This window comes from Neorhizobium populisoli (assembly GCF_019430945.1).
Taxonomy (GTDB): domain Bacteria; phylum Pseudomonadota; class Alphaproteobacteria; order Rhizobiales; family Rhizobiaceae; genus Neorhizobium; species Neorhizobium populisoli.
On sequence record NZ_JAHYCB010000008.1, the window covers coordinates 213901 to 235413 of the forward strand.

Genomic DNA, 21513 nt, shown 5'->3' on the forward strand with positions numbered 1-21513 from the left:
AGGTTATTCCACCTCGATCGCCTCTTTCTTCAGAACGGAAAAGTCTGGTGTCATGCTGTCGAAGATAGCCAGTGACGCTGCGCCGAGCACGCGGCTATCGAGCCCCGTTTCGGCCTTCAGCAATCGGCTGGAGGCATTGCCCTGACGATGACTGACGCTGATCAGTGAGGGCTCGATCCGTTCGATCAGCGCGTCGAGCACAGTGTCAGGCACCGGCCCGCCGAGGATTACGGCCTGCGGATCGAACAGGTTCTCCACCGAGACGATGGCATTGCGCAGATGTTCGGCTGCTTCATCCAGCCAGTTCATCAAGCGCGGATTTTTGGTCTCGAAACCCTTGTAGAGTTCATCCAGATCAAGTGCAGCAAAGGTTTCCGGCTGTTCGCGGAAGGCGGCATCGGCCGCAGAAAGCGAGACATAGCGTTCCAGGCAGCCCTTGTTGCCGCAAGGGCAGGGGCGGCCGCCCGGTACGCTCATCATGTGGCCGATTTCACCGGACATGCCGAAGGCGCCGCGATAGGGCCGGCTGGAAATGATGATGCCGCCGCCGACGCCGACGCCGAGATAGATATAGAAGAAATCCGAGAACTGCCGGCCTGCACCAAACAGCAGCTCGCCGATTGCGGCGGCGGTTGCGTCGTTGTCAAGGAAAACCGGCATATTCAACCGTTCTCTGAGCTTTTCGGCGACCGGGAAATCCTGCCAGTCCGGTACCGAGCTCGGTCCAAGCGCGGTTGGATGCCCTTGAGAGACCAGAACCGGCATAACGACGCCCGCCCCCCAGATGAGCTCCGGCGAAATCTTTGTCTTGCTGACCAATTGGTTCACGGCAGCCTCGACCAGTGGCAGAATGACGCCCGGTGTAGGGTGGGCCACCGGCAGTTCCGCCTGTCCGCGGATTTCGCCGCCCAGATCCAGCAGCACGACGACCAGCCGCCGGTCGTCGAATGAAATGCCGAAGGAAAAGGCGGCGGATGGGTTGATGACGAGATCGATCGGCGGCTGTCCGCGGCCGCCCGTCCGGCGAGGCTTCTCGATCAGAAGACCGGCCGGCTTGAACTGGTCGATGATGTTGGTGACCGTTTGCGCCGAAAGCCCCGTGAGCCTCGCCACATCCGCTCGCGAGAGCGGACCGTTAACCCGGATCGTTTCCAACACCACCCGCCGATTGAAGCGCTGGGCGCGATCGAGATTGGTACCAAACAGCATGGCTGCTCCTGAGCGGATTCTATCAGAATCTTGTTGCAATTCTTCGGCGAGGCTGATTAAATCCACTTATTGGATTAAAAGCAACCGACCGATGTTTCTCTTGGTTTGTCGCATCATCCCGTTTCTGAACGCAAGGGAATTTGGATGAGTTTCGCCAATGCCCAGACCTCCAGACCGCTGCTTCTCGGAAGCCGCCATATGGTGTCGGCAGGGCATCCGCTGGCCGCGCATGCGGCGCTCATCGTTCTTGAAGCAGGCGGAAACGCGGTCGATGCCGGCGTTGCCGCAGGTTTTGCGCTGAATGTGACCCAGCCGGACATGGCGAATCTGGGTGGCGTGGCGCCGGTCCTTATCCATAATCCTGAGCGCGATCTCGTCACCAGCATTGCCGGGATCGGGCACTGGCCGGCGCTTGCGACACTGGAAGCAGTGAAGGCGGCCGGTAACGGCAGGATTCCCGTGGCGCCGCAGCGCTGGGTGGTTCCGGGTGCGCTGGATGCTTGGCTCAAATCATTGGAATTATACGGGACGATATCGGCGGCCGAGGCGCTGACGCCCGCAATCGACCTCGCCCGCAACGGGTTCCCTATCAACTATTTCCTCAGGCACAATCTGATCGAGGCAGCTCCTCTCTGGACCGGCTGGGCGAACGCCACGGTCTACTTGCCCGATGGCAGGGTGCCCGAGGAAGGCGAGCTGCTGTGTCAGGCAGCGCTCGCCGAAACTCTGGAGCGGCTCGTTGCCGCCGAAAGGGCCGCCGGCGGCAGCCGTGAGAACGGCATCCGCGCCGCCCGCGACTGTTTCTATCGTGGCGAGATCGCCGAGATCGCGGGCAAATTTTCGGAAGAGGTCGGCGGCTTTCTGCGCGCCTCGGATATGGCGACCTACGAGGCCGCGGAAGAGCCGGTCCTGTCGGTGACCTATCACAGCAGGCGCTTTTTCGGCTGCGGGCCGTGGTCTCAAGGACCGACCGTCCTGCAGATGCTGAAGATGGCGGAGCGTTACGACATCGCAGCCCTGCCGGAAGCGGAGCTGCATCACCTGCTCATAGAGATCGCAGAAAAGGCGCTTCACGAACGAAACCGCCATTATGGCGACCCACGCTTCAACGACACCGACACCGATTGGCTGCTATCGGATGCCCATGCGGCGGAATTGACCGACGGACTGGATCCCTACCAACCGGCTGCGGACAATGACGTCCTTCCGAGACTTGGCCGCCGCAGCCCGGATACGACTTACGTGTGCGTTGTCGACCGTCACGGCAATGCATTCTCCGCAACGCCAAGCGACAGCACGATCCTCGTCACGCCGATGATCCCCGGCCTCGGTTTCGGCCTTTCCGATCGTGGCCTGCAAGCCTCGCTGGATCCGACCGATCCGAATTGCGTTGCGCCCTGCAAACGGCCGCGATTGACGCCGAATCCCGGCCTCATGATCGGGCCGGAAGAGACGATGGTCTATGGCACGCCGGGTGGCGAGGTGCAGACCCAGGCCATGCTGCAGTTCCTGATGCACCACCTGCATCGCGGCGCCAATCTTCAGGCGGCAGTCGAGGAGCCGCGCTGGGCGAGCTACGGCGTGCCGGCGACCGAGGACCCGCATCCTGCAACATCCGGTCTGGTTTATGTCGAGGAACCGCTGAACGGACAGATCGGCGCGCGCCTCAGGCAGCTCGGACACGACCCGAAGCCTTGGCCGCGCCAGGCAGCGCTTTCGGGTGGAATTTGCGCCGTCAGCCGCAATGCAAAAACGGGCGTCCTGTCGGGCGCCGGGGATCCAAGGCGCATGAGTTACGCCATGGGCAGATAGACGACTGCCAAGACCAGAGACGACCAAACAAAGAAACAGAGGAGAGCATGATGATAATTTCGCGTCGTTCGTTGATGAAGACACTGGGCGCCTCTACCGCCGCGCTTACGCTCGCTGGTCCCGCCGTTCGTGCCGCGTTCGCGCAGGCCGCCGGCAAGCTGGTTTATTGGGGCCACAATTACGACACCCGCGTGAAGATCGTGAACCAGACCATGGTCCCGGGCTTCGCAAAGGATGCCGGCATTCAGGTTCAGCACGAGAACTTCGAGACCAATCAGAACGAACTCAAGATCCTCACCGCGTGGAGCGGCGGCGGCAGCGGTCCGGACCTGGTTTCCGTCGGCGCCAACAATTTCGCCAACTATGTCTATCGCAAACTCGTCGCACCGGTTGACTACACGGCTTTCGGCTTCAAGTCGCAGAAGGAGCTGATCGATGCCTTCGAGCCAGGCGCGCTCGATGGCTTCATCGTCGACGGCAAGCTCTATGCCATGCCAATGGACCTGGCTTCGATCTCGATGTTTTACCGCAAGGACATCTTCAAGGAAGTCGGCCTCGATCCGGAAAAGCCGCCGAAGACCTGGGACGAAGTCACGGAAATGGGCAAGAAGCTCATTAAGCGAGACAGCAACGGTACGGTCACCCGCGCCGGCTGGGGCTGGATGGCCCGCAGCGCCTCGTCGCATTTCTACTACTGGGGCTCCATGCTGCCGCAGAAGGGCGTCGATTTCCTGAATGCCGACGGCACTGAAAACGACTTCAACAACGATGGCGGCCTGGCGGCGTTCCAGTATCTTTACGATACCTTCCATGGCCCGAACCAGATTTCGGCGCTTGGCCTCGCGCCGACCATCAATCCGGTCGACGACTTCGCTTCCGGCCGCGTCGCGATGCTGAATGCCGGCCTGTGGCTGGCGCCGGGTGTCGAACAGAAATACCCGAACATCACTTTCAAGGATGGCGTGTATGGTGTCGCTCGTCTGCCGCAGTTCAAGGACGGCAAGCCGGCAACCCGCCTCAATCCCTGGATCTACATGGTCAGCTCGGCCTCGAAGAGGCAGAAGGAAGCATGGCAGTTCGTGTCCTACATGACCCAGCGTCCGGAAAGCCGCGACATCTGGTTCAAGGAAGCCAACTACGTGCTGCCGTGGAAGGGTTTCCGCGATACGCCGGTCGTCAAGGCGCTGGCTTATGGCACGCCCTTCTTCCAGGATCTCACGATCGGCAAGCCGCTGCCCAATACGCACCGCTTTGCCGAACTGGCAAGCGCCGTTTCGCAGGCCTATGATCGCATCTCGGCCAATGGCGATAAGCCGGAAGCGGTCGTGTCCGATCTTGCGAACACGGTCGACAATCTGGTTGCCGAATAGGCCTGCTTCGTAGCGGAACGATCCGCCAAACCATTTCGCATGACATATGAAACGGGGAGCTATCGACCCAATGACCGAGCCGATGTCCGGCGCTGCGAGCCTGCAGCGCCCCTCCCTTCCGATGAAGGGGCGGCGGAAAAAACAGACCTATCATTATCCGGGCACAGCCTGGCTGATGGTAGCTCCCGCCGTCCTGTTCTTCTGCGTATTCGTTTTCTACCCGGTCGCAAACGCGATCTACGTGTCCTTCACGTCCTGGGATCTCGTCAGCCCGCCAAAATTCGTCGGCTTGCGGAACTATATCCGGCTGTTTTCCGACAAGTCCTTCCTCAATTCAGCGCTGGTGACGATCTATTACACGCTGATCCTGATCGCCCTTGAACTGCCTCTTGCGCTGGGCCTGGCCATCCTGCTGGATCGCAAGATCAAGGCGAGGGGGCTCTATCAAGCGATCATCTTCGCGCCGGCCGTGCTCACCATGGTGGCGGTGGCGATGATCTGGCGCGTGGTCTACACGCCGGTTGGCGGTCTCTACCTGATGTTCACCGAACCCTTCGGCATTGCCGGCCTGCAATGGCTGAACGACAAGGATCTTGCCATGCCGGCGGTGCTGATCGTCAGCGTCTGGAAGAACGTCGGATACTACATGGTGATCTTCCTCGCCGGCCTGCAGGCGATCCCGACCTCATACTACGAAGCGGCCCGCATGGATGGCGCGGGCAGCTGGAAGCTTTTCCGGCACATTACCCTGCCGCTGCTGAAGCCCTTTATCCTGTTCGTCACGGTCGTTTCGATCATTCGCGCTTCCCAAGCCTTCAGCCTGTTCTATTCGCTGACAAACGGTGGCCCGGCGAGCGCCACCAAGGTGCTGCCCTACATGATCTACGAAGTCGCCTTCGGCTTCAACCGCATGGGTTATGCTTCCGCCATGGCCGTGGTCATGTTCGGCGTGCTGCTGGTTCTCACCGCAATCCAGTTTCGTGTCCTGAGGCCGCAATCATGACGATCACAGCCAGCGAAAACCAGGCGACGGCCGTGCGCCGCAATGCGAAGTCCCGCCGTCGAAAGCTTAAGCCTGATCCGCAGGGCATTTTGATACATGCTCTTCTGATCTTCGCTTCCGCCATCATCGTCTCGCCGCTGCTCTGGATGGTGGTAACGACGATGAAGGAGCAGCAGGACATTTTCACCAAGCCGCTCTGGTACATCCCGCCGCAGCCGCGCCTGTTTGAAAACATCCAGCATGTCTTCAACAAGATCGATTTCATCCGCTATTTCCTCAACAGCCTGATTGTCTCGACCTCGATTACTGTTCTTGACCTGTTTTTCTCGTCGATGTGCGGTTTTGCATTGGCGAAATACCGCTTCCCCGGCCGTGACATCGTCTTCGGCTCGATCATCGCGACGATGATGATCCCCTTCATCGTCATCCTCGTGCCGCAATATATCCTGGTGCGCGATCTTGGCTGGCTGGATTCCTATGCCGGACTGATCATCCCGGCGGCGATCAGCAGTTTCGGCATCTTCATGATGCGACAGGCTTTTCTCGGCACGCCTGACGAATTGCTGGAAGCAGCGCGGATCGACGGCGCCAGCGAATGGCGCATCCTGTTCCAGATCGTGCTGCCCATGCACGTGCCGTCGCTGATCTCTCTCGCCATCCTGCGTTTCCTCGGTGAGTGGGACAGCCTGCTCTGGCCGCTGGTCGTCACCAACGGCGAGAACATGCGCACCATGTCGCTCGGCCTGGCACTGCTGCAGGACGACAGATACGGAACCGATATTCCCATGCTGATGACCGCTGCAACGCTGGCGCTCTTCCCGATCGTCGTCGTCTACGCATTCCTGCAGCGCTATTTCATCAAGAGCGTCGCCGGCTCCGGTCTCAAACAATAAACAGAGGGTATTCATGGCTCGGGTCGAGATTTCGCAACTTGAGAAAAGCTACGATGATGTCGACGTCGTGCGTGGCATCGATATCGATATTCCGGATGGCGAATTCGTCGTGCTCGTCGGTCCGTCCGGCTGCGGCAAGTCCACGCTGCTCAGGATGATCGCCGGACTGGAGGGCATTACCGACGGTGAAATCCGCATTGACGACACAGTCGTCAACGACATCGCCGCCAAGGATCGCGATATTGCGATGGTCTTCCAGAACTATGCGCTTTATCCGCATATGACGGTTGCCGAGAACATGAGTTTCGCGCTGAAGCTCAAGGGCGAACCGAAGCCGAGGATCGATGATGCGGTGAAACGCGCCTCAGCCATTCTCGGCCTCGATGCGCTCCTCCAACGACTGCCGAAACAGCTTTCCGGCGGCCAGCGTCAGCGTGTCGCGATGGGCAGGGCGATTGTTCGTGACCCAAAGGTCTTCCTGTTCGATGAGCCGCTTTCGAACCTCGATGCCAAGCTGCGTGTTCAGATGCGCTCCGAGATCAAGGAACTGCACCAACGGCTAAAGACCACTACGATCTACGTAACGCATGACCAGATCGAGGCCATGACAATGGCCGACCGCATCGTCGTCATGCAGGGTGGCGTGGTCGAGCAAATGGGTGCGCCGCTGGAACTCTACGATAAGCCGGCCAACGTTTTCGTCGCGACGTTCATCGGCTCTCCGTCAATGAACCTCTATCCCGGCACCGTCGAGACAAGCGAAGATGGGCTGGTGGTGCGCACAGAAGAGGGGGCGACCATGCCGCTTCCCCCTGACCGTAAGGACCTTGTGGGCAGCAGGATCGTCTACGGTATTCGCCCCGAGGATATCGTTGTCGGTTCCGGTCCCGGCGCGATTGCCCGGATCAGCACCGTCGAACCCACCGGCGCCGAAACGCTTTTGCTCTGCAAGGTCGGAAAAGTCAGTACGGTCGTCGTATCCCGCGAGCGAGTGACGCTCGGGCCGGGTAGCGATATTGCGTTGACGTTTCCGACGGAGCGGCTGCATCTGTTCGATCAGGCGACAGGGCGTCGGCTCTAGCGGGGTCTTAAGTAGTATCAGGTTTGGCGACATTAGCCCGCTGGCGATGCCGGTCTCGGTGCATTGCGCTTGCAGTTCGACGCCCAAGGGGAATGTGGGTGTGTTAAGCTCAACTACTTTCGCTGCTCTCTTTGAACTGTTGAGTTCCATAAACCAACGTTACGCCACAATGACGTCTTTTTAATCGGTTTCTGTTTCAAACGGAAGGCTGGAATATCCAGATTCATGCAGGATTCATGAGCCTCCGACCCCGCCTCATGCCCATTCGTCTGCCGATTTCTTCAAGATCTCAACATGCTCACGACAGACCGTTCTTACAACTTCGAGGAGAACGGTTGTTCGTTTCGCAAGCCAGTCCAAGGCCTCGGCACCGATCTCGTAGTGTTTCGAATAACGGGCCTTGACGTAGGCTTCGTTGAGCGTGTTGAACCAGGCGCGCTCTCTATGCTGATCACGAGGAAAAGCCTCTGCCAAGCGACGATCCTGTCCTTCCGCCAGCGAACGCAGAAACTTAATGTTGTGAGAGGGAGGGCCGTAATTTGTGAGTGTTAGTAATAGGCACGCGTAGGCTTGTTCGAGTGCCTGATGCAGAAGAAAAGCCGCCCGTTTATCGAAGCTTTTCATACAGGCATGATTGGCTAATTCCAGAAACTCGTTCGCGGCTGCCATCCTTTCGGCGAAATGTGTTTCAGCGACCCTTAGCTGATCAAATGCTGAAAGCGGCTTAGGTTCCGCAAGCGGCTCATCTTCAAGTTCGTAAAGGACGATGCCTTCTTTGCGGATGTCGGAGAAGAAATATTGCCCCTCCTTGAGATAGGTATTCACCTCGCGCCGGGAGTGGACGATGAGACTTACAGGCGTTTCGATCGATTTCTCGCGGATCAAACGGTCAGCTGTCTTGTACCAGTACGTCGCGAAATCGCAGAGCCGGCGGTCGTTGACGATAATCAGCAGGTCGAAGTCCGAACGATAACCCTTCATCGTGAAGGGTTCATCGACCCAGCCACCCTTGGCGTAGGAACCGAACAGGATGATCTTCAGTATGCGGCCGCGCTTCTTGAACTGGGCGGTGCCCTCCTTCAAAGCGTCCTCAAACTCCTCGTGGATAATCTCCAGCACGCGGTCCAGCTCACGCTGCTTGTGAGGAGGGATATGATCACGGGATGTTTTCATGGCCAAGCGGTAAGCCAAAGCTCTGCTTTCGTCTACTCGCAGATTTGCTAGGTTTGCCCGCGGTTCAGTTGGACGAGAGAAAAATGATTGAGAAGCGTGATTGGAGCCGGGTATAACGTGGTAGAATAACCGTCCAAAGAAATCGACTTTGACACTTATACGCGCGCATGTCTCTATCCGGCGAAAAACAGGAGGTGAACATGAGAATAAGCCGTAGATCCCTTAGAGCAGCTACCACAGTGATCGCTATTGTTTTGGGTCCTGCTATGGCCGGCGCTGATACGCTAAAGGTCGGCATCAATGCGCCGGATATTTCCACTCTAGACCCGACGCGGGCAACAGCAACTGCTGATGTCACGCTCGTGTCGTGGATGTTTAACGGGCTTGTGCGTTTCCTGCCGGGAAGCGCGGACCCAACCAAGATCGAGCCTGATCTGGCTGAAAGCTGGACCTCCTCGGCTGATGGGCTGGTGTGGACTTTCAAGCTGCGTCCGAATGTCAAATTCCATGGGGACTACGGCACTCTCAGCTCGGAAGACGTTGTGTTCTCCCTGATGCGCGCCAAGGATCCGAAGACATCGTCGTTCTCCAGCGATTTTTCAGGCGTGAAATCGATCGAGGCTGTCGATCCGATGACGGTCAGGATTACGCTGAGCGAGCCGGTACCGGGTTTTCTCGGTCTCATCGCCAATTATCATGGCGGCAATATCATCAGCAAAAAGGCGTTTGAAAAGCTCGGCGCGGATTTCAAGAGCCGGCCGATCGGGACCGGGCCTTTCATGTTCGAAAGCGCGATCACGCAGCAGGCCGTCAACCTGAAGGCTTTTCCCGGATATTTCAGGGGCGCGCCGAAGCTCGACGGTATCAGGTTTGACCTCATCCCGACAGACTCCAGCCGGGAGCTGGCGTTCCGCTCCGGCGAGCTCGATCTCATTTACGGCAAGCGCGAACAGCGCTGGGTCGACCAGGCGAAAGCATGGGATGGTGCGGTCGTCGATATTTTCGCACCCGGTGAATATCGTACCGTATTCCTCAACAGGTCTCGTCCGCCTCTGGACAATGTGAAGGTCCGCCAGGCCGTCGCGCAAGCCATCAATGTCGACCAGATCGTTGAGTTCGTCGGCGCCGGCGTTGGCCCGAAAGGGTGTTCGGTCGTCCCCTCCGGCTATCTGGGAGAGGATTGCAGCTGGACCTATAAATACGATCCCGCCGCTTCGAAGAAGCTGCTTGCGGAGGCCGGGTTCTCCAAGGGCGTGCAGCTTTCGGCCGTCGTGTCCTCGAATTCATCCCAGCTGCCGATCATGGAAGTCATCCAGGCCCAGCTGGCCGAGGCGGGCATCGATCTGCAGATGAAGGTGGTCGATCATCCGACATATCAGGAACAGATCCGCAAGGATCTGGGCGATGTCGTGTTTTATGGCGCTGCGCGATATCCGGTAGCGGACAGTTATCTCAGTCAGTTCTACCATTCGGATGCTGCGATCGGAAAACCGACCGCCGTTACGAACTTCGGCCATTGCGATGCGGCTGATGCCGAAATCACCGCGGCGCGGCGGGCAACCTCGGATGACGAGCGGCTGAAGCAGTGGTCGGCGGCGCAGAAGAAGATCTTCGAACAGGTATGCGGGGTCCCGCTTTTCAGCCTGATGCAGGTCTGGGTACACAGCAAGGCGCTCGATTACGGCTATGAATTGAAGGGCTCGCTCAATCTCGCTCCGCCGATCACCGAAAAGACGACGCTGAAACGCTGAACGATCAAACTCCTCTGTCTGGCCTCGGCCTGGGCGTCCGCATCCGTGCGGATGGCACAGTCCGGGGCCTTTTTGTCATGGAGCGATCGTCGTGCTCAGTGCGGCGGAATGTGCGGCGGCTACGAAGTCCGCGACGAGGCTGCTGTTGCGGGCGCGAACCGGCCGGACGATCTCGTATTCGAACGCGATTTCGGGAATGAAGCGACGGATGGCCACGCGGTCGGCGACGATTTCCATGGAGAGGGGATCGCCGATTGTCACACCGAGCCCGGCGGCTACAAATTCGGCGACATTCGGTGCTGTCGTCGCTTCAATAACGATCCTGGGCCTTAGCCCATAAGCGTCAAACGTTGCATCCACCTTCCTGCGCATCATGCTTGTCGGTCCGAAGGCGATAAACGGTTCGTCTACAAAGTCGGGCGGGGTCAATTCCTCTTTCTCGCAAAGGCGGTGCCCTTTCGGGAGTATCGCCACCGCCGGCGGGCTCTTGAGAGCTTCACCGACGACCGACGGATGTTCCAGCCCGCTGATGACCATCACCACGTCGAGCCGGCGAAGGAGGACAGCCTCGGTCAGAAACTGTGAACTCCTTGCTTCGACTGACACGAAGACATCGGGGTGGCGGGCTCGAAACAATTTGAGGACCCTGGTTATGAACGGCCCGGATAGCGCCGGCATCGTTCCTATGACCAGCTGTCCGTGTTCTTCGCGGCGGATCGCCTCCACTGCGCGCGCAAGCTGATGAACTCCACCGAAGATGCGTTCAACCTCTTCGTAGAGCCGCATTCCGCGGCCTGTCGGCACCAGCCGGCCGCTGTCGCGCTCGAACAGTTGCAACCCGGTATCTGCCTCCAGATCCTGGATGAGCTTGCTTGCTGCCGGTTGAGAGATGCGCAGGACTTCCGATGCCCGGCTCACCGTACCTGCCTCGACCACGGCCATCAGCGCCTCCAGTTGCCTCAAACTCGGATTTCTCATTGGTATAACCCTCACGAATACCATGGCAAAATAAGCGACTTTGACTTTCTACCTTTCGCCGCTGATTGTGACAAGAAAGAAGGGGAGAAACGACTTGCACGTAGACGTCATCATTATCGGCGCTGGCGTGGTCGGCGCAGCACTGGCCTACGGAATGGCGCTGAAAGGCAAGCACGTCATCGTTCTGGATGGAGCGGATCGCGATCCACGTGCTGCCCGTGCGAATTTCGGCTTGGTCTGGGTGCAAGGCAAGGGATCCGACGCGCCCGCTTACAGCGCGTTGACCCGACAGAGCTCGGATCTCTGGCCCGGGTTCAGGCATGAACTTTCGAAGATTGCCGCGGATCGTATCGATTATGAACGGCCCGGAGGGCTGGTCTACTGTCTGAGCGAAACGGAGTATGCGCACCGGGCCGCCATCAACGAGCGAACCCATAATCAAGGTGCGCAGGCCGACACGGAAATGATCGAGCGCGGTGCGCTTGAGCACATGCTGCCTGCGGTGGGCTTAGGTCCCGATGTCGTTGGTGCCAGCTACTGCAAGCTCGATGGCCATGTGAACCCGTTGCAGCTTCTGGCGGCTTTGCACCGCGCGGTCTTGGTTCTCGGCGGGAGAATCGAATTTCGTAGTCCGGTCAAAGCGATCTCACCAGTCTCTGGCGGGTTCCGCGTGATCGGGCCGCATGGCGAGTTGCAGGCGCCGCGCGTCGTGGTTGCCGCGGGGCTTGCAACTCCGGCGCTGACAGAACCGCTTGGATTGGCCATGCCGATGAAATCGGAGCGGGGGCAGATCCTTGTCACGGAGCGCATCGCGCCCATCCTGCCTTTTCCCGGTAGCGGCTTGAGACAGAGTGCAGACGGCACGGTGATGATCGGCGCCACGAACGAGAAGATTGCCGATACGAGCGTCACTGCGGCGTCGGCAACCAAACTGGCGCAAAGGGCGACGCGGATCATCCCGGCGCTCGGGTCGGCCCGGCTTGTCAGGCAGTGGGCGGGTCTTCGTGTCCTTCCGCTCGACAAGACGCCGATCTATGCGGAATCGACGGACTATCCGGGGCTCTTCGCGGCAGCCTGCCATTCGGGCGTGACGCTTGCTGCGGTCCATGCCGCGGTCATCGCGCCGGCCATGGGCGGCAGTCATCTGCCCGAGGATCTCGCAGCTTTTTCCAATGGAAGATTCAATGTTCAAAAGTGTGCATGAAAAGCCTGGAAAGGCTTCGGACATGACCGTCCTCGTCAATGGCGTCGAAATCGGCGCCTGGAATGGCGAAACGGTGGCGAGCGTATTGTTGCGTGCTCCTGGAGCCGGACGAGGATCGACGGTCAGCCGAACACCCCGGTTACCCTATTGTCAGATGGGCGTCTGCTTCGAATGTCTGGTGATCGTCGATGGCAACGCCTCGATGCAGGGCTGTCTCGTCCCGGTCGCGCCGGGCATGAGGATCGAAAGCCAGCACGGGCCGCGGGAGATCTCGAAATGAAATACGATGTGGTGGTGATTGGCGCCGGGCCGGCCGGCATGTCGGCTGCAATCCGGCTCCGGAAAAACGGTTCCTCCGTTGCAGTGATCGACGAGCAGCACGCACCGGGCGGCCAGATCTGGCGCGGCGTTGAGCGCAATTCCGGGCCGGTAGCCGAGGCTCTGGGTACGGATTATCGCAAGGGAGCCGCGCTGGTGCAGGCCTTTCGTGCCTGCGGCGCCGATTACATGCCCGAGACCCAGGTCTGGCAGATCGAAGAAGGCTGGAACCTGTTCCTGACTTCAGGAGGAAAGGCCCGCCGCATCGGCGCGCGCGTCGTTCTGCTCGCGAATGGCGCACAGGAAAGGCCGGTACCTTTCCCGGGCTGGACGCTTCCCGGCGTGATGACGGTCGGAGCGGCGCAAATCCTGCTGAAGTCCGGAGGGATGCTGCCGCAAGGCGACGTATGGATTGCAGGCGCAGGGCCGCTGCCGCTGCTTTATGCGATCCAGCTCCTCGGTCTCGAAGGACGTATTGCAGGTTTTCTAGATACGTCGCGCAAGCCAGGTATTGCGGCCTTGACCAAGCTTTCCGGTGCGTGGCGCGACATCCCCGGCTTGTTGAAGGGAGCCCGCTGGCTTCGCGATTTGCGCAAGAGCGGCAAGATGGTGCGCGGTTTCCATGACCTCCACGCTGTGGGCGATGGGCGGCTGCAATATCTGGAATGGCAGTCGGCGGGCGAGCGACGCAAGGTAAAGGCCGACGTTCTCCTCGTACATGAGGGTGTCGTGCCGCGCATCCATGAGACTATGGCGCTCGGATGCGCCCATGAATGGAATGAGCTGCAGAACTATTTCACTCCACGTCTCGACGGATGGGGCGAAACCAGCAAGGCTGGACTTTTCGTTGCAGGCGACGCCGGCGGCATTGGTGGTTGGCTGGCGGCGACGTTGTCCGGCGAAATCGCGGGACTTGGGATCGCCAAGCATCTCGACGTATCCTTCGATGCGGAAGGTGAGCGGCATAGAGCCGGTCTGGACAAGCGCCTCGCAAGCGCGCGTGCGCTGCGCCCGTTTCTCGATGCGCTCTATCCGCCGCCAACGGCCAGCATTGCAGACGAGGTGATTGTCTGTCGCTGCGAAGAGGTAACCGCTGCGCAGATCCGTTCCGTCGCGAAGGTCAGTGCGCCGGATCCCAATGCGGTGAAAGCTGCGACCCGTTGCGGAATGGGACCTTGCCAGGGCCGACAATGCGGATATTCCGTTCAGGCGCTGGTTGCGGAAGCGCACGGAATCCCGCCTCGAGACGTCAGCTTCTTCAACATTCGTCCGCCGCTCAAGCCTGTGACGCTGGGCGAGATCGCGACGCTCGGTGATCTGGAAGACGCATCATGAATGCGGATCTTCTGGTCATCGGCGGAGGGCTGCATGGTCTGTCGGCGGCCCTGCAGTCGGCGCGGCGCGGCGTGTCGGTCATTCTTGTGGAGAGGCATTTTCTCGGCCGGCATGCTTCCGGCGCCACTGCCGCGGGGGTCCGCACGCTCGGGCGGGATCCGGCTGAACTGCCGCTCAGCCTCGAGGCTGCCAAGACTTGGCACAAGATGAACGCACTGGTGGGCGACGACTGCGGTTTCATCGCCTGCGGGCAGTTGCAGGTCGCGGAGGACGAAGTTGCGCTGGCCAAGATCCAGGCCCGCGTTCGTGGCCTGGAAGCCAAAGGCTTTACGCACGAGAAAATCATCGGCCGGATTGAGATGCGGGAACTCGTGCCCGATCTTTCACCTCACTGTCTTGGTGGCGCCTGGGTCGCCGGCGATGGTTCCGCTGACCCGCACCGCACGATCATCGCCTTCCGCGATGCGGCGCTGCGCGCGGGGGTGAAGGTCGTCGAACAATGCCTGCTCACCGGCCTGCAACGTAGGGCAAGCCGATGGATCGCGGAGACATCAGCCGGCGTCATCGAGGCGGGAACCGTCGTCAATGCCGGCGGGGCCTGGGCAGACCGGGTCGCAGAACTCGCCGGGGAACCTGTCCGCCAATCCATTCGCACCTCGATGATGGTGGTGACGGAGCGCACGCAGGCACGCGTCAAGCCGGTCGTCAGTTCGCTCGGGAGAAAGCTCTCCTTCAAGCAGACCGCTCAAGGGACGATGGTGATCGGCGGTGGATCGCAGGGTCGGCTTGCCAGCGACCGGCAATCGGCGAGCGTCGATTTCGTGGCACTGGCAGCATCGGTCGGCGCCGCTGTCCGTCTGTTTCCGGCGCTTAAGGGCTTGCGCATTGTTCGGACCTGGGCTGGCATGGAGGCCATGACGGAGGACCACCTCCCGGTCATCGGGTTCTCGCGCAAGGCGACCGGCCTCATTCATGCTTTTGGATTTTCCGGCCATGGTTTCCAGCTTGTACCCTCGGTTGGCAGGGTGGTTGCCGATCTCGTCTGCGAAGGCCAGACCAATCTCGACCTCGGCGCCTTTGACGTCGAACGCCTTGCCAAGGAAAGGGCAGTTGCATGATCGGCTATGTGATACGGAGACTTCTCCTGGCCATTCCAACATTGCTTGCAATGCTGACCATGGTCTTCATTCTGGTCCGGCTCGTTCCGGGTGATGCTGCCGTCGCCATGCTGGGCGATCGGGCAAGCGCACAGACGCTGCAGAACCTTCGGGCGCAGCTCGGTCTCGATCAGCCCATTCCGGTTCAGTATGTGCGCTTTGTCACCGACATGCTCAGCGGTGATTTCGGTCGCTCGATGACGAGTGGGCGCACGGTTATGGAAGAGGTGGCGCTGGTTCTTCCCTATACGCTGGAACTGGCACTGGCTGCGATGTTGATCGGGACACTCCTCGGCATTCCGCTCGGCGTCGTGGCGGCTGTCAGGCGCAATCGCTGGCCGGACTACGTCAGCCGGATACTGTCTCTCGTCGGCCTGTCCTTCCCGGGCTTCGTCTCCGGAATATTGATGCTCCTCGCCTTCGCGGTGTGGCTGCAATGGCTTCCGGTCATGAGCAGGGCCTCCGCCGATCCGCTTAGCCATCTGCGCAGCCTTGCCCTTCCGGCCCTCAATCTCGGGCTGATCATGACGGCCTACATCGCGCGGGTGACCCGTTCGTCGATGCTGGATGTGATGGGTGAGGACTACATCCGGACCGCGCGGGCCAAGGGGGTAAAGCCGCGCAAGCTCATCATGCGGCATGCTCTCGGCAATGCCCTGATTCCGATCGTGACCGTGGTCGGACTGTATTTTGGCACGCTGATCGGCAATTCCGTGCTGACCGAGATCGTCTTCACGCGGCCCGGCCTCGGCAAGCTGATCCTCGGCGCCCTCCAGTCGCGCGACTACACCCTCCTCCAGGGATTGATGGTGGTCTTCGCAACATTCGTGATCCTCGTGAATACCGCAACCGACCTGATCTACGCTCTCGTCGATCCCAGAGTGAGTTATGCGCAATGACCGACTTTGCCATTTCCCAAAGCATGCCGGCCAGGCAATCCAGCCCTGTCTTGAGGGCTCTCCGCCGCAATCGTTTCGCCTGGCTCGGTATCGGCTTGCTTGCCTTGATCGTTCTGGTGGCGATCTTTGCCCCGATCATCGCACCCTATGATCCGCTCAAGCAGAACATCCTTCATCGCCTGAGCCCGCCTTCAGCGGATTTCTGGTTCGGCACCGACAGTTACGGCCGCGACGTTCTCTCGCGTCTGCTTTATGGCGCAAGGATCTCTCTTGCCATCGGCTTCCTGTCCGTGCTGATTGCCATGGTTGTCGGATCGGCGCTCGGAATCCTGGCCGGCTATATCGGCGGCGTCTTCGATCAGATCGTCATGGGCATCGTCGACGTGATGCTTTCCTTCCCGACGCTTCTGCTCGGCCTCATGGTCGCTGCGATGCTGGGTGCGAGTTTCGAAAACCTCATCATCGCCATAGCGATTACCGAGACGGCACCCTTCGCACGTGTTGCCAGGGCACCGACGATCGCCATGAAGCGCCGTGACTTTGTCGAGGCCGGCAGGTCACTGGGTTATACGCCCCTGCACATCATGCGGGTGCATATTCTCCCCAACATCCTGTCGGATATCGTTGTCGTGGCGTCGCTCTGGATGGCATCGGCGATCCGTACCGAAGCATCGCTGGCCTTTATCGGTCTCGGTGTCCTTCCGCCGACCGCGACCTGGGGCGGGATGATCCGCGAAGGATTCGACAATATCCTGAGCGCATGGTGGCTGGTTGTCTTCCCGTCGCTCGCCATTCTTCTGGCGGTGCTTGCACTGAACATTCTTGGTGATGCGCTCCGCGATGCGATCGATCCCAAAACAAGGAGCCAGGGATGAACCTGATCAGCGAAAGCCCGATGCACTATTCTGGCCAGGAAACAGGGTTCACCGCACCGGCTCGCGAACCGGTCATGTCGGTCCGCAACCTCAATACGTCCTTCAGGACCGGCGACGGATGGAAGAACGTGGTCCGCAACATCTCGTTCGATATCGCCGCACGGGAGACGGTCGCGATCGTCGGCGAGTCCGGCTCCGGCAAGAGCGTGACCTCGCTTTCGATCATGCGACTGCTGGCGGCGGAATCGAGCCGGATCGAAGGGCAGGTCATGTTCAATGGCCGCGACCTGCTTTCGCTGCGGGAAGAGGACATGCGCCGCGTTCGTGGCAATGACATTTCGATGATCTTCCAGGAGCCGATGACCTCGCTCAACCCGATCTTTTCGGTCGGAAAGCAGATTGCCGAGGCGCTCACCGTCCACACGGACATCACCGAGGCCGCGGCAAAGGCGGAGGCTATCCGGCTGCTCGAAAAGGTCCGCATTCCGAATGCCGCGAGCCGTTTCGACGAATATCCGCATCAGTTCTCCGGTGGCATGCGCCAGCGCGTCATGATCGCGATGGCGCTTGCGTCCAGGCCCAAGGTGCTGATCGCCGACGAGCCGACCACCGCGCTTGACGTGACGATCCAGGGGCAGATCCTCGATCTGATAAAGACGCTTCAGGACGAGGAGGGCATGGCGGTGCTCTTTATCACGCATGATATGGGCGTGGTGGCCGAGGTCGCCGATCGTACCATCGTGATGTATCGCGGCGATGCGGTCGAGGCCGGCAAGACCGAGGACATCTTCCATCGTGGTCAACATCCCTATACTCGCGCACTGCTGTCGGCGGTACCGAAGCTAGGCTCGATGGGTGGACGCGACCTGCCGCTTCGGTTTCCCACCGTTGACATGACGACAGGGCAGCAGGTTCCCTTGGCAGAGGTATCGGACACGGTCGCAAGCACGAAGAGGCCGATCCTTGAGGTCAAGGACCTGACCACCCGCTTTCACATCCGGTCCGGCGCGTTCGGCCGAAAGACAGGAGCGGTGCATGCGGTCGAGAATGTTTCGTTCGAACTCTTCGAAGGCGAGACGCTGTCGATCGTCGGTGAATCGGGCTGCGGCAAATCGACGACCGGGCGCTCGGTCACGCGGCTCATCACGCCGACCGGTGGCAAGGTCACGGTCGACGGCCAGGACGTCATGAAGCTCAGCCAGTCGGCGCTTCGGGCGATGCGCCGATCCATCCAGATGATCTTTCAGGATCCTTATGCGTCGCTCAACCCGCGCATGAGTATCGGCTCCGCAATCATGGAGCCCTTTCTCCAGCATCGCCTCGGAACGAAGACCGAGGCCCGTGACAAGGCTGCGCTGCTTCTTGAAAAAGTGGGCCTGTCAGCCGATATGATGGCACGCTTCCCGCATGAATTTTCAGGCGGCCAGCGCCAGCGCATTGCCATTGCCCGCGCCCTGATGCTTGATCCTAAGGTGATCGTCGCAGACGAGGCTGTGTCGGCGCTCGATGTCTCGATCAAGGCGCAGGTCTGCAATCTGCTTCTGGATCTCCAGCAGAGCCTCAACCTCGCTTTCCTGTTCATCAGCCATGATATGGCGGTCGTGGAACGGGTCAGCCACCGAGTTGCGGTCATGTATCTCGGAGAGATCGTCGAAATCGGCCCGCGAGCGGCGGTCTTCGACAATCCCCAGCACGACTACACCAAAAAACTGATGGCGGCCGTGCCGGTGCCCGACCCTGCAAGGCGCAGGATCAAACGCAACATGGTGGTTGAAGAACTGAAGAGCCCTGTCCGGCCCGTCGGATACGAGCCGGCGTTGCGGCAGTATCGCGAAGCCTCGCCCGGTCATCTCTATCGGGTCGATTAACTCTCTGATCTGCGATGGTCCGATTGATCGCGCCGGAGATCGAAGGCCGCTTCGGCCGCCTTGTCAGGGTGAGTAACAAGGAAAATCACGATGCGTATAGGTATTACCGGAGCCGGCGCTATTGCCATGGGGTATGCGGCATTTCTTTCCCGGAACGGGCATGCGGCATGGCTTTGGTCTCATTCGGGAAATGGCACGCAGGAACTTCGTGAAGGCAAAGCTCTGCATGTGTCGGGAGCCATCGAAGGAGAGTTCCATCCTCAGGTGGCTGAGGGGGCCGCGGATCTGGCCAAGTGCGATGTCATCGTCCTGGCCTTGCCCGCCTATGGCTACCGGCGTGTTCTGGACGAACTCGCGGACAATCTGGAAGCCCGCCATACCGTCATCATCAGCGCGCATCTCTCATTCGCCGCGCTCTATCTTGCGAAGAAGCTCGGCGAGCGTGGGCTGCAAATTCCGATCGCCGTCTGGAACACGACACTGCTGACGGCCAAGGCGCAATCGAGATTGCATGTCAGGGTCGGCGCAATCCGCTCGAAGGTCGATATGGCGGTCGTGCCTGTTCGGAGCGCGGATAGTGCTTACAAGATATGTGCCGGGGTCTTCGGCGACAGGTTCCTGCTCAAGGACGATCTCCTGACGATCGCGCTCAGTAATCTCAATCCGCAGAACCACATGGGGATCGTGCTCTGCAATCTGACGCGGATCGAACGGGGAGAGACGTGGGGCCAAAACTCCAACATGACACCTGCCGTCGCGAGATTGCTGGAACGGCTGGACCAGGAGCGGATTGCTATCGCCTCGGCATTCGGCAAGACGGTGCGCACCATCTTCGATCATTCGGCCTTGTCTCACGGCGTTTCGGGAGACTCCGTGGCAGAAATTTATGCCAATCTAGCAGCCAGCGGCAAAGACCCGCAAGGCCCGAAGGACATCAACACACGCTATGTCCTCGAAGACGTGCCCTTCGGTCTCGTGCCGATGCTGCATCTCGCGCGCATTTCCGGCGCAAGCGCGCGGCTGCATGAATGCGGGGTTGAGCTGCTCGAGGCATGCTACGGGCGCGATTTTGCCGCCGAAAACGACATCCTCAGCGAACTTGGCCCATTGGACAGTGATCGGCTCCGGCGGCTAGTCGTGGAAGGTTACCCTGTCGGTTTCTCGCCTGAAGGCATCCGGAAAGAAGCTGCATCACAATGAGCGGGACATCTGGCGAGCTGAACGGTTTCCACCAAAACAGCATCGTGGCGCGCATTGTATCCTACGTCGATACGGCGCGGCGGCAGCCGGTATCGAACCTTCCTCGCCAGGCCGCTATAAGATGCATTCTCGATCTCCTCGGCGCCGCCGCCTCGGGGATCAATCAGCCCGGTGTGCTGGCGGCTCGAAAGACGGCTTTGGCAACAATGGCCGCCGGTGATGTGCCAATCTGGTTTTCCGGTACGACCAGTTCGGTCGTCGGCACGGCCTGGGCAAACAGTGCGGCGGCTGCAGCGCTGGACCTGGATGACGGGCATCGGCTGGCGCGCGGTCATCCGGGCGCGGCTGTCATTCCCACAGCGCTTGCCGTCGCCAGTGAGACGGACGCCTCGCTGGAAGATATCCTGCGCGCGATCATCATAGGTTACGATGTCGGTGTCACCATCGGTGCCGCGCGCACCACTTACGGCAATACCGGGACGTGGTCGTCCTATGCTGTGGTCGCCACAGCAGCCGTTCTGCGCCGCACTGCGCCCGAGATACTGGCGCATGCTTTGGCGATCGCCGGCGAAAGCGCACCCAACCAGTTGTTTGCCAGCGCGCCGGCGCCTCGAAATCCGGCTCCTGAAGGGAGCGATGTGAAAGAAGGCATACCGTGGTCTGTGGTGACGGGGCTGGTCGCTTTAAGCCTCGCCGAAGCGGGACATACCGGTCCGTGCAACATCCTCGACAGCACGCGACATTACCGGTTTTCCGAGGATCTACGGCTCGGCGTCAATCCGCATATCTGCAATACCTATTTCAAGCTCTACGCATGCTGCCGTCACATACACGCGCCGCTTGACGCCATGCTTCAACTCGTAGGCCGGTATTCGATCGATCCGCATGCAATCGACGCCATCGGGGTCGAGAGCACCAGCGGTGCATTACGCATCTCGAACCGCGATAACCCGACAAATCTTGTCGATGTGCAATACAGCATACCGTATTGCCTTGCGCTTGCGACCCTTAGAGGGCCTCAAGCACTTCTGCCGCCGACACCAGCAGTCCTGGGGCAAAGCGCAGTCGTTGATCTGGCGCGAAAAGTCACGCTGTCAGTGAACGCGGATTTCGATGCGCGGTTTCCTGCCGAAACATTGGCTCGGGTCACGGTGACGGTGATGGGTCGGCATCTCGTTTCGGATGTTACCGCTCCGAAAGGGGAGGCAAGTGATCCCCTGTCGTCGGCAGAACTGGAGGTCAAGTTTCGTGCCGCAACAAGGTTATTCCTGAACCCGGCTAGGCAGGACGAAATCATTGCGTGGATCAACAAGGCTTTCTGTGCTGAGACTTCGAAGTCACTTTTGCCCTTGCATTCAGTTTTAGTATAAGGAGTAATCGTTTTAGC

Annotated in this window: 18 protein-coding genes; 15 read left to right on the forward strand and 3 right to left on the reverse strand. The window is 59.9% G+C overall.

Annotated elements, in window-relative coordinates:
• Positions 1-3 precede the first annotated feature (3 nt).
• Positions 4-1209 (reverse strand): ROK family transcriptional regulator, encoded by a 1206-nt coding sequence (locus KX729_RS23150; RefSeq protein ID WP_219744849.1) that lies wholly within the window; start codon positions 1207-1209, stop codon positions 4-6.
• A 144-nt stretch (positions 1210-1353) separates the two neighbouring features.
• Between KX729_RS23150 and KX729_RS23155 the strand changes: the two genes are divergently transcribed.
• The 5 genes from KX729_RS23155 (at position 1354) to KX729_RS23175 (ending at position 7368) form a co-directional block, all read left to right on the forward strand.
• Positions 1354-3021 carry a gamma-glutamyltransferase family protein gene (locus KX729_RS23155; RefSeq protein WP_219744850.1) on the forward strand — a complete coding sequence of 556 codons (1668 nt, stop codon included), beginning with the start codon at positions 1354-1356 and terminating at the stop codon, positions 3019-3021.
• A 50-nt stretch (positions 3022-3071) separates the two neighbouring features.
• Positions 3072-4391 (forward strand): ABC transporter substrate-binding protein, encoded by a 1320-nt coding sequence (locus KX729_RS23160; RefSeq protein ID WP_219744851.1) that lies wholly within the window; start codon positions 3072-3074, stop codon positions 4389-4391.
• A 70-nt stretch (positions 4392-4461) separates the two neighbouring features.
• Positions 4462-5394 (forward strand): carbohydrate ABC transporter permease, encoded by a 933-nt coding sequence (locus KX729_RS23165; RefSeq protein ID WP_219744852.1) that lies wholly within the window; start codon positions 4462-4464, stop codon positions 5392-5394.
• Positions 5391-6287 carry a carbohydrate ABC transporter permease gene (locus KX729_RS23170; protein WP_219744853.1) on the forward strand — a complete coding sequence of 299 codons (897 nt, stop codon included), beginning with the start codon at positions 5391-5393 and terminating at the stop codon, positions 6285-6287. The genes KX729_RS23165 and KX729_RS23170 overlap by 4 nt, the downstream gene beginning before the upstream one ends.
• 13 nt (positions 6288-6300) lie before the next feature.
• A complete protein-coding gene (locus KX729_RS23175; protein WP_219744854.1) occupies positions 6301-7368 on the forward strand; it encodes an ABC transporter ATP-binding protein in 1068 nt (355 codons plus the stop codon).
• 255 nt (positions 7369-7623) lie between these two features.
• Here KX729_RS23175 and KX729_RS23180 read toward each other — a convergent pair whose 3' ends face one another.
• Complete coding sequence (locus tag KX729_RS23180) at positions 7624-8541, reverse strand: nucleotidyltransferase and HEPN domain-containing protein (protein WP_219744905.1); 918 nt, start codon at positions 8539-8541, stop codon at positions 7624-7626.
• Between the two features lie 266 nt (positions 8542-8807).
• Between KX729_RS23180 and KX729_RS23185 the strand changes: the two genes are divergently transcribed.
• Positions 8808-10292, forward strand: coding sequence for an ABC transporter substrate-binding protein (locus tag KX729_RS23185; protein ID WP_246617780.1), 1485 nt, complete (start codon positions 8808-8810; stop codon positions 10290-10292).
• Positions 10293-10367: 75 nt separating this feature from the next.
• On the opposite strand, the gene KX729_RS23190 is transcribed toward KX729_RS23185, so the two are convergent.
• The gene (locus tag KX729_RS23190; protein ID WP_312991772.1) at positions 10368-11294 is read right to left on the reverse strand and encodes a LysR substrate-binding domain-containing protein; all 927 of its coding nucleotides are present in this window, start codon (positions 11292-11294) and stop codon (positions 10368-10370) included.
• A 70-nt stretch (positions 11295-11364) separates the two neighbouring features.
• Between KX729_RS23190 and KX729_RS23195 the strand changes: the two genes are divergently transcribed.
• The 9 genes from KX729_RS23195 (at position 11365) to KX729_RS23235 (ending at position 21496) form a co-directional block, all read left to right on the forward strand.
• On the forward strand, positions 11365-12474 hold the full coding sequence (locus tag KX729_RS23195) for an NAD(P)/FAD-dependent oxidoreductase (RefSeq protein WP_219744857.1): 1110 nt from the start codon (positions 11365-11367) through the stop codon (positions 12472-12474).
• Complete coding sequence (locus KX729_RS23200) at positions 12455-12754, forward strand: (2Fe-2S)-binding protein (RefSeq protein ID WP_219744858.1); 300 nt, start codon at positions 12455-12457, stop codon at positions 12752-12754. Before KX729_RS23195 ends, KX729_RS23200 begins: the two co-directional genes overlap by 20 nt.
• On the forward strand, positions 12751-14127 hold the full coding sequence (locus KX729_RS23205; RefSeq protein ID WP_219744859.1) for an FAD/NAD(P)-dependent oxidoreductase: 1377 nt from the start codon (positions 12751-12753) through the stop codon (positions 14125-14127). The genes KX729_RS23200 and KX729_RS23205 overlap by 4 nt, the downstream gene beginning before the upstream one ends.
• Positions 14124-15245: an NAD(P)/FAD-dependent oxidoreductase gene (locus KX729_RS23210; protein ID WP_219744860.1), complete on the forward strand. Its 1122-nt coding sequence runs from the start codon at positions 14124-14126 to the stop codon at positions 15243-15245. Before KX729_RS23205 ends, KX729_RS23210 begins: the two co-directional genes overlap by 4 nt.
• Positions 15242-16183 (forward strand): ABC transporter permease, encoded by a 942-nt coding sequence (locus tag KX729_RS23215; RefSeq protein ID WP_219744861.1) that lies wholly within the window; start codon positions 15242-15244, stop codon positions 16181-16183. The genes KX729_RS23210 and KX729_RS23215 overlap by 4 nt, the downstream gene beginning before the upstream one ends.
• Positions 16180-17058 carry an ABC transporter permease gene (locus KX729_RS23220; protein ID WP_219744862.1) on the forward strand — a complete coding sequence of 293 codons (879 nt, stop codon included), beginning with the start codon at positions 16180-16182 and terminating at the stop codon, positions 17056-17058. Before KX729_RS23215 ends, KX729_RS23220 begins: the two co-directional genes overlap by 4 nt.
• A gap of 20 nt (positions 17059-17078) precedes the next feature.
• Complete coding sequence (locus KX729_RS23225) at positions 17079-18926, forward strand: ABC transporter ATP-binding protein (RefSeq protein ID WP_219744906.1); 1848 nt, start codon at positions 17079-17081, stop codon at positions 18924-18926.
• 90 nt (positions 18927-19016) lie between these two features.
• Positions 19017-20126 (forward strand): NAD/NADP octopine/nopaline dehydrogenase family protein, encoded by a 1110-nt coding sequence (locus KX729_RS23230; protein WP_219744863.1) that lies wholly within the window; start codon positions 19017-19019, stop codon positions 20124-20126.
• The gene (locus tag KX729_RS23235; RefSeq protein WP_219744864.1) at positions 20123-21496 is read left to right on the forward strand and encodes an MmgE/PrpD family protein; all 1374 of its coding nucleotides are present in this window, start codon (positions 20123-20125) and stop codon (positions 21494-21496) included. The genes KX729_RS23230 and KX729_RS23235 overlap by 4 nt, the downstream gene beginning before the upstream one ends.
• The last annotated feature ends 17 nt before the right edge of the window (positions 21497-21513 follow it).

Bases quoted from the DNA above. Each gene is read 5' to 3' on its own strand.
- KX729_RS23205 (WP_219744859.1), top strand. From the start codon at position 12,751: ATGAAATACGATGTGGTGGTGATTGGCGCCGGGCCGGCCGGCATGTCG.
- KX729_RS23180 (WP_219744905.1), bottom strand. From the start codon at position 8,541: ATGAAAACATCCCGTGATCATATCCCTCCTCACAAGCAGCGTGAGCTG.
- KX729_RS23160 (WP_219744851.1), top strand. From the start codon at position 3,072: ATGATAATTTCGCGTCGTTCGTTGATGAAGACACTGGGCGCCTCTACC.
- KX729_RS23190 (WP_312991772.1), bottom strand. From the start codon at position 11,294: ATGGTATTCGTGAGGGTTATACCAATGAGAAATCCGAGTTTGAGGCAA.
- KX729_RS23200 (WP_219744858.1), top strand. From the start codon at position 12,455: ATGTTCAAAAGTGTGCATGAAAAGCCTGGAAAGGCTTCGGACATGACC.
- KX729_RS23155 (WP_219744850.1), top strand. From the start codon at position 1,354: ATGAGTTTCGCCAATGCCCAGACCTCCAGACCGCTGCTTCTCGGAAGC.
- KX729_RS23210 (WP_219744860.1), top strand. From the start codon at position 14,124: ATGAATGCGGATCTTCTGGTCATCGGCGGAGGGCTGCATGGTCTGTCG.
- KX729_RS23185 (WP_246617780.1), top strand. From the start codon at position 8,808: ATGGCCGGCGCTGATACGCTAAAGGTCGGCATCAATGCGCCGGATATT.
- KX729_RS23175 (WP_219744854.1), top strand. From the start codon at position 6,301: ATGGCTCGGGTCGAGATTTCGCAACTTGAGAAAAGCTACGATGATGTC.
- KX729_RS23165 (WP_219744852.1), top strand. From the start codon at position 4,462: ATGACCGAGCCGATGTCCGGCGCTGCGAGCCTGCAGCGCCCCTCCCTT.
- KX729_RS23215 (WP_219744861.1), top strand. From the start codon at position 15,242: ATGATCGGCTATGTGATACGGAGACTTCTCCTGGCCATTCCAACATTG.
- KX729_RS23150 (WP_219744849.1), bottom strand. From the start codon at position 1,209: ATGCTGTTTGGTACCAATCTCGATCGCGCCCAGCGCTTCAATCGGCGG.
- KX729_RS23170 (WP_219744853.1), top strand. From the start codon at position 5,391: ATGACGATCACAGCCAGCGAAAACCAGGCGACGGCCGTGCGCCGCAAT.
- KX729_RS23225 (WP_219744906.1), top strand. From the start codon at position 17,079: ATGCACTATTCTGGCCAGGAAACAGGGTTCACCGCACCGGCTCGCGAA.
- KX729_RS23220 (WP_219744862.1), top strand. From the start codon at position 16,180: ATGACCGACTTTGCCATTTCCCAAAGCATGCCGGCCAGGCAATCCAGC.
- KX729_RS23235 (WP_219744864.1), top strand. From the start codon at position 20,123: ATGAGCGGGACATCTGGCGAGCTGAACGGTTTCCACCAAAACAGCATC.
- KX729_RS23230 (WP_219744863.1), top strand. From the start codon at position 19,017: ATGCGTATAGGTATTACCGGAGCCGGCGCTATTGCCATGGGGTATGCG.